This window comes from Actinomadura luzonensis, from assembly GCF_022664455.2.
Taxonomy (GTDB): Bacteria; Actinomycetota; Actinomycetes; order Streptosporangiales; family Streptosporangiaceae; genus Nonomuraea; species Nonomuraea luzonensis.
This window is the reverse complement of sequence record NZ_JAKRKC020000001.1, coordinates 1,029,572-1,043,943: the sequence shown is the minus strand read 5'-3', so window position 1 is coordinate 1,043,943 and position 14,372 is coordinate 1,029,572. Positions and strand designations below refer to the sequence as shown.

Sequence of the window (14,372 nt, the reverse complement as noted above, 5' to 3'; positions counted from 1 at the left end):
GGAAACAGTCCAATGTCCCGCTGGAAGACAGGACCAATATGGCTGACCTCCTGATCCGGATCGATCGCGCGAAGGGTGGGATCGCCGGGCAGATCGCCGCCGAGCTGCGCGCGTCCGTCCGGGACGGGCGGCTCGCCCCCGGCACCCGGCTGCCCGCCACCCGCGATCTCGCCGCCGATCTGCAGGTATCGCGGGGGGTGGTGGTGGAGGCGTACGAGCAGCTCGTCGCCGAAGGGTTCCTGGTCTCGCGGGTGGGGGCCGGGACGCGGGTCAGCCCGCGGCCCCTGGGGCCGGCCGCGGGGGCGGTGACGGCGGAGGCGCGCCTGGACGCCGGCCCGCCCCGGCCGGCCGGGGCGGGTGGCCGGCCGGGCGCCCGCCGCGTCCGCTGGACGGGGTCGCCCCTGGGGGACCGGTCGCGCGTGACCTCGGAACGGGCGGCCCCCGCGGCGGACGGGGCGACCGGCCCACGGGTGCAGGCTCAGGTGAGCGGTCCCCGGGCGAAGGGGCGGGGGACGTATTACGGGCATCGGCCCACGTCGCCCGACCTGGCCCACTTCCCCCGCCAGCGCTGGCTGGCCGCCGTCCGCCACGTCCTGACCACCGTCCCCTCCGACGCGCTCGACTACGGCGACCCGGGCGGCGTCCCCGAGCTGCGCGAGGAGCTGGCCGGCTACCTCCGCCGGGTCCGCGCGGCCGACGTGCGCCCGGAGGGCCTGGTCATCGTCGGCGGCGTCGCCCAGGGCCTCAGCCTGGTGCTGCACGTGCTGTCCGGCGGCGGGCAGCGCGCCCTGCGCCTGGCCGTGGAGGACCCGACGAGTCACCGCCAGGTGCCGCTGCTGCGCCGGGCGGGAGCCAGGCTCGTGCCGGTGCCGGTCGACGAGGAGGGCCTGGACGTGCGGCGGCTCACGGGCGAGGCGGCCCTGGTCACCCCGGCGCACCAGTTCCCGACGGGCGTGGTGCTGTCCCCGCCGCGCCGGGCCGCGCTCGTGGAGTGGGCGCACGCGGGCCGCCGTTTCGTGCTGGAGGACGACTACGACGCCGAGTTCCGCTTCGACCGCGACCCGGTCGGATGCCTGCAGGGGCTCGCGCCGGACCGGGTGATCCTGTCGGGGAGCGTGAGCAAGGCGCTGGCCCCGGGGCTGCGGCTCGGCTGGGTGGCCGCGCCGCCCGAGCTGGCCGAAGCGATCCGGCGGGCGCGCGGCGAGCTGGACCTGGGCTCGCCGGTCATCGACCAGTACGCGCTGGCGCACTTCCTGCGTACCGGCGGCTACGACAAGCACCTGCGGCGCATGCGGCGGGAGTACCGCCGCCGCCGGGACGCCCTGGTGGCGGCCCTGGCCGAGGAGCTGCCCCGGGTGCGGGTGAAGGGCATCGACGCGGGGCTGCACGTGTACCTGGAGCTGCCGGAGGGCTGGGCGGAGCAGGCGGTGGTGCGGGCGGCGCGGGACCTCGGGCTGTCGGCGGAGGCGGTGGGCCCGATGCGGGAGCTGCCGGGCCCGGCGGCCGTGGTGGTGGGGTTCGCGCGGTTGCCCGCGCATCGGTCGGTGGAGGTCGTACGCGGGTTGAAAGTCCGAATGTCAGGACAAAACGTTGACTGAGGCTGAGAACCTCGCTTAGAAAGAGGGTCCATCCCGACTCTGGAGGCGCCATGCGCGTGGGACTGCTGGGCCTGGGCCGGATCGGCGCCTTCCACGCCGCCACCCTGGCCGCGCACCCGCTGGTGGACGAGCTGGTCGTGGCCGATCCGGTGCGCAGCTCGCCGCACGGCGCGCCGGGCGACCCGTTCGAGTCGGACGCCGTCGTCATCGCCACCCCGACGAGCACCCACGCCGAGCTGATCGTCCGGGCGTGCGAGCTGGGCGTCCCGGTCTTCTGCGAGAAGCCGGCCGCCGGGACCGTGGAGGAGACCTTGAAGGTGCTGGAGGCCGCCGAGGGGCACCGGGTGCAGATCGGCTTCCAGCGCAGGTTCGACCCCGGGTACGCGGCGGCCCGCGCGGCGTTGCGCGCCGGGGAGCTGGGCGAGCTGCACCGCGTCCACCTGGTGACGGCCGACCCCGCGCCGCCGCCCGCCTCCTACCTGCCGCTGTCCGGCGGGATCTTCCGCGACTGCCACGTGCACGACTTCGACGCGCTGCGCTGGGTGACCGGCCGCGAGGTGGTCTCCGTCTACGCCAGGGGCGCCAACCGCGGGGCCCCGTTCTTCGCCGCGGCAGGCGACGTGGACAACAGCGCCGCGCTGCTCACCCTGGACGACGGCACGCTCGCCACCCTCCAGGGCTCCCGCTACAACGGCGCCGGCTACGACGTGCGCATGGAGCTGGCGGGCACGCTGCGCACCCAGGCGGTCGGCCTCGGCCCGCGCGCCCCGCTCCGCGGCGCCGAGGGCCTGGGCGAGCCCGCCGACCCGTGGCCGGACTTCGTCACCCGCTTCGAGCAGGCCTACCGCGCCGAGATCGACGCGTTCCTGCGGTCGGAGGAGAGCCCGTGCCCGATCGGGGACGCGCTGGAGGCCCTGTACGTCGCCGAGGCCGCCGACCTGTCGCTGCGCGAGGGCCGTCCCGTCGAGGTCGCGGAGGTGCGGCGACGCTGACCGGCGGGCCGGGCGGTCAGGCCGTGGCGGCGGCCCTGGGCTGGAAGGCGGGCGCCAGCACGATGATCGCCGCCGCCAGCACCAGCGGCGCGGCGAACGCCACCCGGAAGTCCGTCGCGTCCGCGATGCCGCCGACCAGGGCCGCGCCGACGATGAAACCGACGTAGTTGAACAGGTTGACCCGGGCGATGGCGACGCCGGTGCCGGCCGGGTCGAGCCGGCCCGCCGCCGAGAACGACTGCGGCGCGACGACCGCGAGGCCCATCCCGGTCAGGCCGAACGCGACGATGCCGAGCACCGCGTTCGGCGCGAGGACGACGCCGAGGAAGCCGAGCGTGGCGAGCACGCCGCCGATGCGCACGATCGCGGCCGGGCCGTAGGCGCGAGCCGCGAAGTCGCCGCCGAGCCGGACGCCCAGCGTGGCGGCCTGGTAGGCGGCGTAGGCCAGCGGGATGACCTCGGCGCTCGCGTGCAGCACGTTCTTCATCAGCACGGTGTTGAAGTTGGAGACCGCGGCGTCGCCGACGTACAGGAAGGCCATGGCCAGGCAGAGCGGGATGAGCGGCCGCCACGGGAAGGAGCCGCCGATGGGCGAGACCTCGCTGTCCGGCTTCTCCTCCTCCTTGCCGAACAGGTTGCGCCCGGCCCACAGGGAGCCGGCCACGGCGAGGACCATGGGGGCCGCCACGGTCACCGGCAGCGGCAGCCCGGCGGCGAGGGAGGCCCACAGCGCCGCGAGCATGCTGAGGAAGCTCCACACGCAGTGGAAGCCGTTGAGCACCTGTATGCCGTAGCGGCGCTCGACCGCGACGCCCTGCATGTTCATGCCGGCGTCCACCGCGCCGACCGCGATGCCGAACACCAGCAGCGCCGGGATCAGCAGCGGCACGTTCGGCGCCAGCCCGGCCAGCGCCACGGCGGCGGCGACCACCGGCTGGGCGAGGCGGAGCAGCGGCCTGCTGCCGTGCCGGGCGGCGAACGCGCCGGCCGCGACGCTGCCGACGCCGGCGAACACCGGCACGATGAGCAGCAGCAGCGTCAGCGTGCCGTCGTCGATGCCGTGCCTGGCCTGCAGGTTGGCGACCTGGACCAGCAGCGAGGCGAAGGACAGCCCCTGGACGGCGTAGACGACGTACGTGGCCACACGGGCCTCGAAGTCGCGCGGGGAGGGCACGGCGGCCTCCTGATGGGGGGAGATCAAACGTGAGGCTGGGTCAGGTTAGCTGCCCACCCGGCCGTCGCGCCACCAGGAGATAGGGTGCCGGACGTGAGACGGGGCTACGCGACGGGACAGGCGCGCAGAGAGCGCATCCTGGCCGCCGCACTGCTGGAGTTCGCCGAGAACGGCTACCGGGGCGCGTCCCTGGCCCGCATCGCCGAGCGCGTCGAGCTGTCCCAGGCCGGCCTGCTCCACCACTTCAGGAGCAAGGAGCGCCTGCTCGTGGCCGTGCTCGAACACCGCGACGAGCTCGACGCGCGCCGCTTCGACCTGGCGTCCGCCGGCGGCGTCGACGCGCTGCACGCGATGGCCGCCGTGGTCGGGCACAACGCCAGGGTGCCCGGCCTGGTGCAGCTCTTCTCGGTGATCAGCGGCGAGGCCGTGACCCCCGGCCACCCCGGGCACGAGTGGGCCAGGCGGCGCTACCGCAGGCTGCGCGCGCAGGTCGCGGCGGCGCTGCGGCTCGGCGTCGAACGCGGCGAGTTCAGAGCGGGGCTCGACACCGAGGCGCACGCCGATCGGCTCATCGCGATGATGGACGGCCTGCAGACGCAGTGGCTGATCGACCCGGAGCGGGTGGACATGGCCGCCGTGTTCCGGGGTTACGTGGACGACCTGGTCGCGCTGCTGGCCCCGCCCGCCGCGCCAGGACCGGGGACGGCCGCCGCGCCCTGACCGGCCGGCGCCGCGTCGAGCCGCCCGGCGGCCGCCCACACGCCGAGGGCGAGCAGCGCGGCCACCTCGGTGACCGCGAGCACCCGCTCCACCAGCCCGAGCGGCATGACCCGGTACCAAGGCAGCCCGTGCCGTGCCCCGATGAGCATCATCGTCCCGATGCCGGCCACCCACAGCACCGAGCAGACGCCGAGCGCGAAGGCGACCAGCGTCGCCCGCGACCGCCCGGGACGCCGCCACGGCCGCGCGATCACCACGACCGCCAGCGGCAGGCACAGGAACGCGACGAAGCTGCCCACCCGGTGGATGCTCCCGCTCGTGCTGGGCCCCACCGACCAGTCGTGCTTCTCGAACCAGGCGGTGAGCATCAGCCCCGCGCTCCAGCCCAGGAGCGCGAGCGTGCCGACGATCCCGGCGAGCCGCTTGCGGGCCAGCGACACCGCGATGGCCGCCGATCCGGCCGCGAGCAGGCCCACGCCGAGGCCGAAGACCCAGCCGCCGGGGCCGAGGCCGTGCTCGCTGATGGTCCGCCGCAGCGGGTTGATCTCGTCGAGGCTGGTCAGCTCCAGGCCGATGATCAGTGCGATGCCCGCGCCCGCGACCCCCAGCCCCCACCGTGCCGGCTGATGCACGCTCACCTCCCTTTTGCCGGACCAACGGAGAGGCGTACCGGATGATTCCGAGATCGGCTGATTCACGCCTTGAGCCGGCCGCCTCCGTCCACGGTGAGCACGGTGCCGGTGGTGTAACCGTTGCCCGCGACGAAGGCGATCGCGGCGGCGACGTCGTCCGCCGTGCCGACCCGGCGCACCGGCAGGGCGGCGCCGGCGCTCTCCAGGAACGCGGCCCGCGCCTCCTCGCCGATCTCCGACCACCAGTCGGTGTCGATCACCCCGGGGGAGACCGCGTTCACCCTGATCGGCGCCAGCTCGACGGCCAGGCCGGGCACGGCGGCCTCGATCGCGCCGTTGACCGCCGCCAGCGCGGCGACCCCGGGCAGGGCCGCCCCCGCCGAGGCCGCCGTCACAAAGGTGATCGAGCCCTGCGGGCTCAGCGTCGGCAGCGCCGCCTGCGCGGTCAGCAGGTGCGGCAGCAGCTTGCCCTCGACGCCCGCGAGCAGCCCCTCGCGGGTCAGCGCGCTCAGCGGCGCCGCCCCGCCCCGGGCCGTCACGGTGATGATCAGGTGGTCGAACGCGCCGAACCGGGCGAACAGCTCACGCATGGCCCCGGTGTCGCGCGCGTCCACGGCCTCGCCCCGCGCCTGGTCGCCGAGCTGCTTCACGGCGGCCCGCACCCGTTCCTCGGAACGGCCGGTCACCAGCACCTCGGCGCCCTCGCTCGCGAACCGGGCGGCCGCCGCCAGCCCGATGCCCGACGTGCCGCCCACGATCACTACGCGCATGTCCTGCTCCTTCTCAATACGAGACATCTTGCCTCGAATATAAACGAGGCACAGTGTCTTGTAAAGTGGCGGCCATGGCAGGCAGACCACGCAGCGAAGTGGCCAGGAAGGCGATCCTCCGGGCCGCGCTCGACCTGTGCGCCCGCGACGGCTACCAGAACGTCACCATGAAGGGCATCGCCGAGGCCGCGGGCAGCGGGCGGCAGACCGTCTACCGCTGGTGGCAGACCAAGGCCCAGGTGCTGCTGGAGTCCCTGACCGGGATCATGGCCGAGGACCTGCCGCCCACCCCCGACAGCGGTGACCCGCGCGCCGACCTGGTGGCGTTCCTGGAGCAGACGTTCACGCTGGCGCGCGGCGTCGCGGGCCAGATCGTCGTGGGGCTGATGGCCGACGCCCAGTCGGACGCCGCGCTCGCCGCCGAGCTGCGCGAGAAGATCATCGGGCCGCGCCGGGACGCCCTGCGCGCGGTGCTCGCGCGCGGCGCCCTGCCCCCCGACGTGGACCTGGAGCTGGCCGTGGACGTCGTCTTCGGCGTCATGTGGTACCGCCTGCTCAACCGCCACGCCGAGGTGAACGTCGACCTGGCCGAGGAGATCGCCGGGCTGCTCGGGCGAATCCGGTGACGACGTCCCCTCCGGGACGAGCGAAACGCCCTGCCGGGGGATATCGTCGGAGATGTGAACGAACGCGCGGGATCCTGGTTGCCGAAGCTGCAGGAAGTCGGTGAGCGGCTCGCCGAGGAGTTCGTCGCCGCCCGGCGGCCTCCCGCCGCCGGCGACCTCCCGGCGCCGCGCGAGCTGCGCGCCTCCGACGCCGACCGCGAACGGGTCGCGCAGGTGCTCCAGGACGCCCACGCCGACGGCCGCCTCACTCTGGAGGAGCTGGAGGAGCGGCTCGGCGTGCTCTACTCCGCGCGCACGCTCGGCGACCTCGCCGGGCTCACCGCCGACCTCCTGCCCGCCGACCAGCAGCCGCTCAACCTCGACGGCCGGCCGGTGTCGGCCATCTTCAAGAAGGAGCAGCGCGGCGGGCGCTGGGTGGTGCCCGCCGAGCTCGCGGTGACCGCCATGTTCGGCACCACCAAGCTCGACCTGCGCGACGCCATCCTGCAGAACCGGCGGGTGGTCATCAACGCCACGCTGGTCTTCGGCGGCCTGGAGATCGAGGTGCCCGAGGACCTCGAGGTCATCAGGGTCGCCAAGGGCAAGACGGTGCGGCTCACCAAGCAGCCCACCGAGCCCGGCGCGCCCGTGGTGGAGGTGCGCACCACGAACTTCGCCGGCGAGGTGAAGGTCAAGGAGCCGCCGCGCCGCAAGCGCCGCCGCTGACGGCTCCCTTCCTCCGCGCCGGGGCTCAGCCGGCGGTGTCGAAGTTGATCGCGCTGTAGGCCCGCAGCTTCCAGAGCTGGTGCTCGCTCTCGATCTTCCTGATCGTGCCCGACCGGCCGCGCATCACCAGCGACTGCGTGATCGCCGCGCCGGCGCGGAAGCGGACGCCCTGCATGAGCTCGCCCTGCGTGATGCCGGTCGCGGCGAAGAACACGTCGTCGGAGCGGACCAGGTCGTTGGTGGTGAGCACCTGGTCGAGGTCGTGCCCGGCGTCGATGGCCCGCTGCCGCTCGGCCTCGTCGCGCGGCCACAGCTTGCCCTGGATCACGCCGCCGAGGCACTTCAGCGCGCACGCCGCCACGATGCCCTCCGGCGTGCCGCCGATGCCCAGCATCAGGTCGATGCCGGTGCCGGTGCGCGCCGCCATGATGGCGCCCGCCACGTCGCCGTCGGTGATGAACTTGATGCGCGCCCCGGTCTCCCTGATCTCCTTGACCAGGCGCTCGTGCCTCGGCCGGTCGAGCACGACCACCGTCACGTCGGACGGCGAGCAGTGCTTGGCCCGCGCCACGGCCTCGATGTTGGCCGACACGGGGGCCTCGATGTCCACGACGTCGGCCGCCTCGGGCCCGGTGACCAGCTTCTCCATGTAGAACACGGCCGACGGGTCGTACATCGAGCCACGCTCGCTCACCGCGATCACCGACACCGCGTCCGGCATGCCCAGCGCCGTGAGCCGGGTGCCGTCGATCGGGTCCACGGCGACGTCGCAGTCGGGGCCGCTGCCGTCGCCCACGTGCTCGCCGTTGAAGAGCATGGGGGCGTGGTCCTTCTCGCCCTCGCCGATGACCACCACGCCGTTCATCGAGACGGTGTTGATGAGCTGGCGCATGGCGTTCACGGCCGCGCCGTCGGCGCCGTTCTTGTCGCCCCGGCCGACCCAGCGGGCGGCGGCCATGGCGGCGGCCTCGGTGACGCGGACGAGCTCCAGCGCCAGGTTGCGATCAGGGGCGTGCTCGCTGGTGGCGAGCGGCGCCGGGACCGAATCGGACATCATTGGCCTCCTCGAAGACGACTGTCTCGATGGTAGTTGCCCTTCTTTTCCCGGCCTCAGGGGGATAATCTGGCGCCTCCGGCTTACTCCTCTGCCCTGCCCGCGACCGGACGCCTGCCCCGGTCACGCAGTCGGTAAGCTTCGACTTGCGCCTGCGGAGCGGAGAACGGATTTTGCGCCAATCACGTGCGCGTCATGGATCTCGCCTTCACCATGGAGCAGGGCGCCGCGCCGTGGAGGAGAGCGAATGAGCGAAGTGGAACCCGTCGTGACCCAGCCGCGCACGTCGGAACGGGGCGCGGCGACGCGCAGCTCGCTGCTCGCCGCCGCCAGGGAGGTCTTCGTCTCCAAGGGCTTCGCCGAGGCCGGCGTCACCGACGTCGTGTCCCGCGCCGACGCCAGCGTCGGCAGTCTCTACCACCACTTCTCCGGCAAGGCCGACCTCTACCTCACGCTCTTCGAGGAGTGGCAGGCCCGCCAGACGCAGCGCACCAAGCAGGCGGCCAGGGAGGCCCGCGCGGGCGGCGAGAGCGACCGCATGCGGGTCTTCGTCAGCGCCGCCCGCGCCTACCTCGACGGCTGCCTGGAGGAGCGCGAGCTGGCCGCGCTGTTCCTGCGCGGCGACGGGCCGCCCGGCTTCGAGGTGGTCATGCGCGACCGGCTGCGCAAGTGGGCGCAGCGCAACGCCGCCCTGTTCGAGGACGAGGCCGCGCTGGTCGTGGTCATCACCGGCGCGCTGGCCGCGGCCGTCTCGGAGGTCGTGCGCACCGGCGACCGGGCGCTGGCCGAGGAGGTGCTGGCCATCATCGGGCAGATCCGGCCGGCCACTTCGGCGACCGCCTCCTCCAGCGGGTAACCTCGGCGGCGTGCGACGGTTCACGGAAGGTTTCTACGGCTACGCGGTGGCGCTGCTCGTCTGCCTGGCGGGGGCGGCGGTGTTCCTCATGATCACACCGCAGAGCCGGGAGGAGCACATCCCGCGGCGGGAGTACTCCATCACCGTCGCCAACTTCAGCCACGACGTCCCCTACCGCGTGTGGGCCCCGCGGCAGGACCCGGCGGGCTGGGTGCCCAACAGCAACCGCATCGCCAAGGGCGAGAACGGCGCCCAGGTCCTCTACCTCGGCTACGCCACCGCCAAGCGCCAGCACGCGATGTTCATCCAGAGCGACGAGCGGCCCGCCGCCGCCTTCGCCGCCCGCATGGCCAACCGCGACAAGGCGGTCGGCACCCAGCAGATCGGCGGCGTCGCCTGGGAGCAGCGCTACCGCGAGGACAAGAACCAGCGCACGCTGGTCCGCTTCCTGCCCGACGTCACGCTCGTGGTCACCGGCACCGCCGACTGGCCCGAGCTGGCCGAGCTGGCGGGGCTGCTCCAGCAGCGACCCCAGGCGTAGCTCGTCTAGGGTGGTGCCCGTGGCAGCAGACGAGAAGACGCCCTCATACGAGCAGGCCCGCGAGGAGTTGACCGAGGTCGTGCGCCGCCTGGAGGCCGGCGGGCTCACCCTGGAGCAGTCGATCGAGCTCTGGGAGCGCGGCGAGCGGCTGGCGGCGGTCTGCGAGGAATGGCTGCAGGGGGCCCGGGTCAAGCTCGCCGCCGCCATGGCCCGCCGGGCCGAGCCCGGCGGCGACGACACGCCTTTCTGACCGTTCCCGGCGATCCCGGCGTTCCTGGCGAGCCTCAGGCGTTCTCGGGCACCAGGGCCACCACCGGGATGCGGCGGCTGGTCTTGCGCTCGTACTCGGCGAAGCCGGGGGCCTGCGCCACCATGCGCGCGTAGAGCTGGTCGCGCTCCTCGCCGTCGATCTGCACGGCCTTGACCTGGAAGGTGTCCGTGCCGACCTCGACGGTGGCCACCGGGTTGGCCTTGAGGTTGTGGTACCAGGCGGGGTTCTGGTCGGAGCCGGCGTACGAGGCGATGACCACGTAACGGTCGCCGTCGGCCAGGTACATCACCGGCGTGGTGTGCTGCTTGCCGCTCTTGGCGCCCGTGGTGGTGAGCAGCACCAGCGGCGCGCCCTCGAACATGCCGCCCACGCGTCCCGCGTTGGCGCGGAACTCGTCGATCACCTGCTGGTTGAAGTCGTTCGCCATGTTCGGCTCCTTAGTAATCGGAGGAATCTCCGCTTGGGAGATTAACCGGAGAACTCTCCGGATACAACCGATATGCTTCAACCGTGTGCGGCCGCCGAATCCTTCCCGTCCTCGGGCAACCCCAGCCCGAGCGCGCCGACGCCGCGCGCAACCGGCAGAAGATCATCGACGTGGCCGCCCAGCTCATCGCCGAACGCGGCGCCGCCCACCTCTCGCTCGACGAGGTCGCCCGGGTCGCGGGCGTCGGCGTCGGCACCGTCTACCGGCGCTTCGGCGACCGCGCCGGCCTGGTCTTCGCGCTGCTGGACGAGGGGGAGCGGCGCTTCCAGACGGCGTTCTTCTCCGGGCCGCCGCCGCTCGGGCCCGGCGCGCCGGCGGCCGAGCGCGTCACCGCGTTCCTGTGCGCGCTGGTCGACCGCATCCTGGCGCAGGAGGAGCTGTTCCTGCTGCTGCAGAAGGGCGGCGGCCGGGCGGGCTCGTTCAGCGGGCCGTACCGGGTGCACCACATCCACCTGGCCGCCCTCATCGGGCAGGCCAGGCCCGGCGCGGACGCCGCCTACCTCGCCGACGCGCTGCTCGCGCCGGTCAACGCCGGGCTGATCGCGTTCCAGCGGGCGGAGCGGGGGATGAGCGTGCGGCAGATCAAGGACGGGCTGGCCGCGCTCGCCGCGGCGGCTCTGCGCGCCTGAGGCCCTGGAACGTCACTCGGCGCGTACGGACAGCCGGTCGTCGGACAGGCGGACCGTCAGCGGCGAGCCGGACGTCACGTCCTTGGCCAGGCGGACCACCTCACCCGACGGGTGCTGCACGATCGCGTAGCCGCGCTCCAGCGTGGCCGCCGGCGACAACGCCACCAGCCGGGCCCGCAGGTGCACCAGGTCGTCGGCGGCGCGGTCGAGCGAGCCGGACAGGCAGCGCCTGGCCCGCTCGCGCAGCGCGTCGACCTGCTCGGCGCGGCGCTCCAGCTCGCGCACCGGGTCGGCGAGCGAGGGCCGCGAACGCGCCGACGTCAGCCACGACATCTCCCGGTCCAGCCAGCCGCCCAGCACCCGGCGGCCCCGGTCGCGGAGCTGCCGGACCAGCGCGAGCTGCTCGCCGACGTCGGGCACGACCTTCTTGGCGGCGTCCGTGGGGGTGGACGCGCGGACGTCGGCCACCAGGTCGAGCAGCGGGCTGTCCTGCTCGTGGCCGATGGCGCTCACGACCGGCGTGCGGCACGCGGCGACCGCGCGGACCAGGGTCTCGTCCGAGAACGGCAGCAGGTCCTCCATCGAGCCGCCGCCGCGGGCGACGACGATGACCTCGATGTCAGGGTCGGCGTCCAGCTTGCGCAGGGCCTCGGTGACCTCGCCCACCGCGTACGGCCCCTGGACGGCCACCTCCTCGACCTTGAACCGCACCGCGGGCCAGCGCCGCCTGGCGTTCTCCAGCACGTCACGCTCGGCCGCCGACTCGCGGCCGCAGATGAGCCCGATCGTGCCCGGCAGGAACGGCAGCCGCCGCTTCCTGTCGGCGTTGAACAGCCCCTCGGCCGCCAGGAGCTGCCGCAGCCGCTCCAGCCGGACCAGCAGCTCGCCCACGCCGACCGGGCGGATCTCCAGCGCGGTGAACGCGAACGTGCCCTTGTTGACCCAGAAGTCCGGCTTCACCTGGAGCACGACCCGCGCGCCGTCGGCCGGTCGCGGCACGGCCGCCTCGTAGACGCCGCGAGGGGCGGTAACCCTGGCGGAGACGTTGGCGACCGGGTCGCGCAGGGTCAGGAACACCGTGCCGCCGCGCGCGCTCAGATCGGTGATCTGGCCCTCGACCCACACCGTGCCGAGTCTGCCGATCCAGCCGCCCACCATCTGCAGGACCGTGCGGATCGGCAGGGGGGACTCCGGTGTGGTCTTCGAGGTCATGGCGGAAGACTACGGGCTCCGTCCGGCCTATTCGCCGGCCTGCAGCTTGGCGAGGCGGTTCTCGAACATCCGGACGACCTCGGTGCGGTTGCGGGTGGCGCGCTCGTAGGCGAGGTAGTCGCCGATCTGGGCGGCGGTCTTGCCGCGCATGCGGGCGCGGAGGGAGGCGACGGTCAGCTCGTCGTACCCGGCGAGCGGCGCGACGAGAGCCGCGGCGGGCGCCTCAGTGGTCGGCGCCTCAGTGGTGGGCTGCTCGGTGGCCGGCTTCTTGGCGGCGGGCTTCTTGGGGGCGGGCTTCTTGGCGGCCGGCTTCTTGGCGGCGGGCTGCTCGGCGGGCTCCGGCGTGATGGACACCGGCTTGGGGGTGACGGGCTCGGGCGCGGCCACCGGCTCGGCGGCGGCGACGGGCTCGGGCGCGGCCACCGGCTCGGGCGCGGGGGCTGGCTCCGGGGCGGGCGCGGGCTCCTCCACGACCTTGGCCGCGGGCTCCTCGACGACCTTCGCCTCGGTCTTGACGGGAGCCTCGGTCTTGACGGGGGCCTCGGTCTTGATGGGAGCCTCGGGTGTGGCGGGGGCCTCGGCCTTGGAAGCGGGCTCGGGCTCGGTCTTGGCGGCGGGCTCGGTCTTGGCGGCGGGCTCCGGCTGGGCGGCGGGCTTGGCCGGGGCGAAGATGACCGGGTCCGGCTTGGTCCTGGCGGCGCCGTTCGGCTCGGCCGCCCCCGTACGCGGCGCGAAGATGACCGGCTCCTTGCGCGCCGGCTTGTCCTCCTCGCTGCCGGCCGGCGCCGCGGCGACCTGGTCGGCGGCGGAGGGACGCGACTCGTACTCCTCCTCGCGCTCCTCCTTGCCGCCCAGCCCCTTGATCGAGTTCTTCACCCGGTCCACGACCAGCAGCGCCTGCCCGGCCGCGCTCAGCGTGGTCTGGATGACGAGCAGCGGAAGGTCCTTCGCCTTCTCCTTGAGCTCGTCCTTGTTGGTGACGGTTCTGGCGATGTTGCGTATCACGTCGCTGAGGGACATGACGTCTCCCTGGGAGGTCTGTATTGGACGGCCAGTCTGGCAAACCGCGGGCTACCACGCACGGGCGGGCCAGATGGCCGCTCCACGTAGCATAAGAAGTATGGAGCCCCAGACCCCCTCTTCCCGCCGAGTCCTCGTAGCCAAGCCACGGGGCTACTGCGCCGGAGTCGATCGAGCCGTGGTCGCGGTCGAGAAGGCGCTGGAGCAATACGGCGCCCCGATCTACGTCCGCAAGCAGATCGTCCACAACACCCACGTCGTCAAGACGCTCGAGGCCAGGGGCGCCGTCTTCGTCGAGGAGACCGAGGAGGTCCCCGAGGGTTCGATCGTGGTCTTCTCGGCCCACGGCGTCTCGCCCGCGGTGCACGACGAGGCCAGACAGCGCGGCCTGCGCACCATCGACGCCACCTGCCCGCTGGTGACGAAGGTGCACAACGAGGCCAGGCGCTTCGCCGGCCAGGACTACGAGATCCTGCTCATCGGGCACGAGGGCCACGAGGAGGTCGAGGGCACCTCCGGTGAGGCGCCCGAGCACATCCAGCTCGTCGACGGGCTCGACGCGGTCGACCGGGTCGAGGTCAAGGACCCGAGCCGGCTCGTGTGGCTCTCGCAGACCACGCTCTCGGTCGACGAGACCACCGAGACCGTCTCCCGGCTCAAGCAGCGCTTCCCCGGCCTCATCGACCCGCCGAGCGACGACATCTGCTACGCCACCCAGAACCGGCAGATCGCGGTCAAGGAGATCGCCGCCGAGGCGCAGCTCGTCATCGTCGTCGGCTCCGAGAACTCCTCCAACTCCAAGCGCCTGGTCGAGGTGGCCAAGGACTACGGCGCCGACGCCTCCTACCTCGTCGACAACGCCGACTTCATCCAGGACGAGTGGCTGGAGGGCGTCACCACGGTCGGCGTCACCAGCGGCGCGTCCGTGCCCGAGGAGCTGGTGGAGGAGGTGCTGGCGCGGCTGGCCGGGCTCGGCTTCGGCGACGTCACCGAGGTCGAGCCGGTGCAGGAGAAGATGCGCTTCGCCCTGCCCCACGAGCTGCGCAAGGACCTCCGGGTCGCCAGTTCGTGACCCGAGCTCACCG

At 73.4% G+C, this 14,372-nt stretch carries 17 protein-coding genes; 10 read left to right on the top strand and 7 right to left on the bottom strand.

All coding sequences use genetic code 11. The features are described from left to right. Positions 1-38 precede the first annotated feature (38 nt). Positions 39-1,598 carry an aminotransferase-like domain-containing protein gene (locus MF672_RS04885; RefSeq protein WP_242376492.1) on the top strand — a complete coding sequence of 520 codons (1,560 nt, stop codon included), beginning with the start codon at positions 39-41 and terminating at the stop codon, positions 1,596-1,598. A gap of 50 nt (positions 1,599-1,648) precedes the next feature. Beyond that, positions 1,649-2,590 (top strand): Gfo/Idh/MocA family protein, encoded by a 942-nt coding sequence (locus MF672_RS04880; protein WP_242376493.1) that lies wholly within the window; start codon positions 1,649-1,651, stop codon positions 2,588-2,590. Between the two features lie 16 nt (positions 2,591-2,606). Here the strand turns inward: MF672_RS04880 and MF672_RS04875 are convergent, their stop codons facing one another. Continuing rightward, positions 2,607-3,764, bottom strand: coding sequence for an MFS transporter (locus MF672_RS04875; RefSeq protein WP_242376494.1), 1,158 nt, complete (start codon positions 3,762-3,764; stop codon positions 2,607-2,609). A 93-nt stretch (positions 3,765-3,857) separates the two neighbouring features. Between MF672_RS04875 and MF672_RS04870 the strand changes: the two genes are divergently transcribed. Continuing rightward, the gene (locus MF672_RS04870; RefSeq protein ID WP_242376495.1) at positions 3,858-4,484 is read left to right on the top strand and encodes a TetR/AcrR family transcriptional regulator; all 627 of its coding nucleotides are present in this window, start codon (positions 3,858-3,860) and stop codon (positions 4,482-4,484) included. Here MF672_RS04870 and MF672_RS04865 read toward each other — a convergent pair. Continuing rightward, complete coding sequence (locus MF672_RS04865; RefSeq protein ID WP_242376496.1) at positions 4,412-5,116, bottom strand: DUF998 domain-containing protein; 705 nt, start codon at positions 5,114-5,116, stop codon at positions 4,412-4,414. The two genes, MF672_RS04870 and MF672_RS04865, sit on opposite strands and share 73 nt — an antisense overlap. Positions 5,117-5,178: 62 nt before the next feature. After that, positions 5,179-5,886: an SDR family oxidoreductase gene (locus MF672_RS04860; protein WP_242376497.1), complete on the bottom strand. Its 708-nt coding sequence runs from the start codon at positions 5,884-5,886 to the stop codon at positions 5,179-5,181. Between the two features lie 74 nt (positions 5,887-5,960). Between MF672_RS04860 and MF672_RS04855 the strand changes: the two genes are divergently transcribed. Beyond that, positions 5,961-6,512 carry a TetR/AcrR family transcriptional regulator gene (locus MF672_RS04855; protein WP_242376498.1) on the top strand — a complete coding sequence of 184 codons (552 nt, stop codon included), beginning with the start codon at positions 5,961-5,963 and terminating at the stop codon, positions 6,510-6,512. A gap of 54 nt (positions 6,513-6,566) precedes the next feature. Beyond that, on the top strand, positions 6,567-7,217 hold the full coding sequence (locus MF672_RS04850) for a DUF1707 SHOCT-like domain-containing protein (protein WP_242376499.1): 651 nt from the start codon (positions 6,567-6,569) through the stop codon (positions 7,215-7,217). Positions 7,218-7,242: 25 nt separating this feature from the next. On the opposite strand, the gene glpX is transcribed toward MF672_RS04850, so the two are convergent. Next, the gene (gene glpX / locus MF672_RS04845; RefSeq protein WP_242376500.1) at positions 7,243-8,271 is read right to left on the bottom strand and encodes a class II fructose-bisphosphatase; all 1,029 of its coding nucleotides are present in this window, start codon (positions 8,269-8,271) and stop codon (positions 7,243-7,245) included. Between the two features lie 247 nt (positions 8,272-8,518). On the opposite strand from glpX, the gene MF672_RS04840 reads away from it, so the two are divergent. The 3 genes from MF672_RS04840 to MF672_RS04830 are packed head-to-tail and all read left to right on the top strand — an operon-like array spanning position 8,519 to position 9,918. Then, positions 8,519-9,127 (top strand): TetR/AcrR family transcriptional regulator, encoded by a 609-nt coding sequence (locus MF672_RS04840; protein WP_242376501.1) that lies wholly within the window; start codon positions 8,519-8,521, stop codon positions 9,125-9,127. Positions 9,128-9,137: 10 nt separating this feature from the next. Then, positions 9,138-9,668, top strand: a complete 531-nt coding sequence (locus MF672_RS04835) for a DUF4245 domain-containing protein (protein ID WP_242376502.1) — start codon at positions 9,138-9,140, stop codon at positions 9,666-9,668. Between the two features lie 19 nt (positions 9,669-9,687). Further along, positions 9,688-9,918, top strand: a complete 231-nt coding sequence (locus MF672_RS04830; RefSeq protein ID WP_407654701.1) for an exodeoxyribonuclease VII small subunit — start codon at positions 9,688-9,690, stop codon at positions 9,916-9,918. Between the two features lie 34 nt (positions 9,919-9,952). Here MF672_RS04830 and MF672_RS04825 read toward each other — a convergent pair whose 3' ends face one another. After that, a complete protein-coding gene (locus tag MF672_RS04825) occupies positions 9,953-10,366 on the bottom strand; it encodes a nitroreductase family deazaflavin-dependent oxidoreductase (RefSeq protein ID WP_242376504.1) in 414 nt (137 codons plus the stop codon). A gap of 83 nt (positions 10,367-10,449) precedes the next feature. Between MF672_RS04825 and MF672_RS04820 the strand changes: the two genes are divergently transcribed. After that, the gene (locus MF672_RS04820) at positions 10,450-11,055 is read left to right on the top strand and encodes a TetR/AcrR family transcriptional regulator (protein ID WP_242376505.1); all 606 of its coding nucleotides are present in this window, start codon (positions 10,450-10,452) and stop codon (positions 11,053-11,055) included. A 12-nt stretch (positions 11,056-11,067) separates the two neighbouring features. On the opposite strand, the gene xseA is transcribed toward MF672_RS04820, so the two are convergent. Then, positions 11,068-12,267 (bottom strand): exodeoxyribonuclease VII large subunit, encoded by a 1,200-nt coding sequence (gene xseA / locus MF672_RS04815; protein WP_242376506.1) that lies wholly within the window; start codon positions 12,265-12,267, stop codon positions 11,068-11,070. Positions 12,268-12,294: 27 nt separating this feature from the next. After that, positions 12,295-13,287 carry a DUF8129 domain-containing protein gene (locus MF672_RS04810; RefSeq protein ID WP_242376507.1) on the bottom strand — a complete coding sequence of 331 codons (993 nt, stop codon included), beginning with the start codon at positions 13,285-13,287 and terminating at the stop codon, positions 12,295-12,297. Between the two features lie 100 nt (positions 13,288-13,387). Between MF672_RS04810 and MF672_RS04805 the strand changes: the two genes are divergently transcribed. Beyond that, the gene (locus MF672_RS04805; protein WP_242376508.1) at positions 13,388-14,359 is read left to right on the top strand and encodes a 4-hydroxy-3-methylbut-2-enyl diphosphate reductase; all 972 of its coding nucleotides are present in this window, start codon (positions 13,388-13,390) and stop codon (positions 14,357-14,359) included. Positions 14,360-14,372: the final 13 nt, after the last annotated feature.

What these genes read in the sequence shown, in the direction of transcription:
- MF672_RS04885 (WP_242376492.1), top strand. Translation starts at nt 39, where the DNA reads ATGGCTGACCTCCTGATCCGGATCGATCGCGCGAAGGGTGGGATCGCC.
- MF672_RS04880 (WP_242376493.1), top strand. Translation starts at nt 1,649, where the DNA reads ATGCGCGTGGGACTGCTGGGCCTGGGCCGGATCGGCGCCTTCCACGCC.
- MF672_RS04860 (WP_242376497.1), bottom strand. Translation starts at nt 5,886, where the DNA reads ATGCGCGTAGTGATCGTGGGCGGCACGTCGGGCATCGGGCTGGCGGCG.
- MF672_RS04855 (WP_242376498.1), top strand. Translation starts at nt 5,961, where the DNA reads ATGGCAGGCAGACCACGCAGCGAAGTGGCCAGGAAGGCGATCCTCCGG.
- glpX (WP_242376500.1), bottom strand. Translation starts at nt 8,271, where the DNA reads ATGTCCGATTCGGTCCCGGCGCCGCTCGCCACCAGCGAGCACGCCCCT.
- MF672_RS04840 (WP_242376501.1), top strand. Translation starts at nt 8,519, where the DNA reads ATGAGCGAAGTGGAACCCGTCGTGACCCAGCCGCGCACGTCGGAACGG.
- MF672_RS04825 (WP_242376504.1), bottom strand. Translation starts at nt 10,366, where the DNA reads ATGGCGAACGACTTCAACCAGCAGGTGATCGACGAGTTCCGCGCCAAC.
- xseA (WP_242376506.1), bottom strand. Translation starts at nt 12,267, where the DNA reads ATGACCTCGAAGACCACACCGGAGTCCCCCCTGCCGATCCGCACGGTC.
- MF672_RS04810 (WP_242376507.1), bottom strand. Translation starts at nt 13,287, where the DNA reads ATGTCCCTCAGCGACGTGATACGCAACATCGCCAGAACCGTCACCAAC.
- MF672_RS04805 (WP_242376508.1), top strand. Translation starts at nt 13,388, where the DNA reads ATGGAGCCCCAGACCCCCTCTTCCCGCCGAGTCCTCGTAGCCAAGCCA.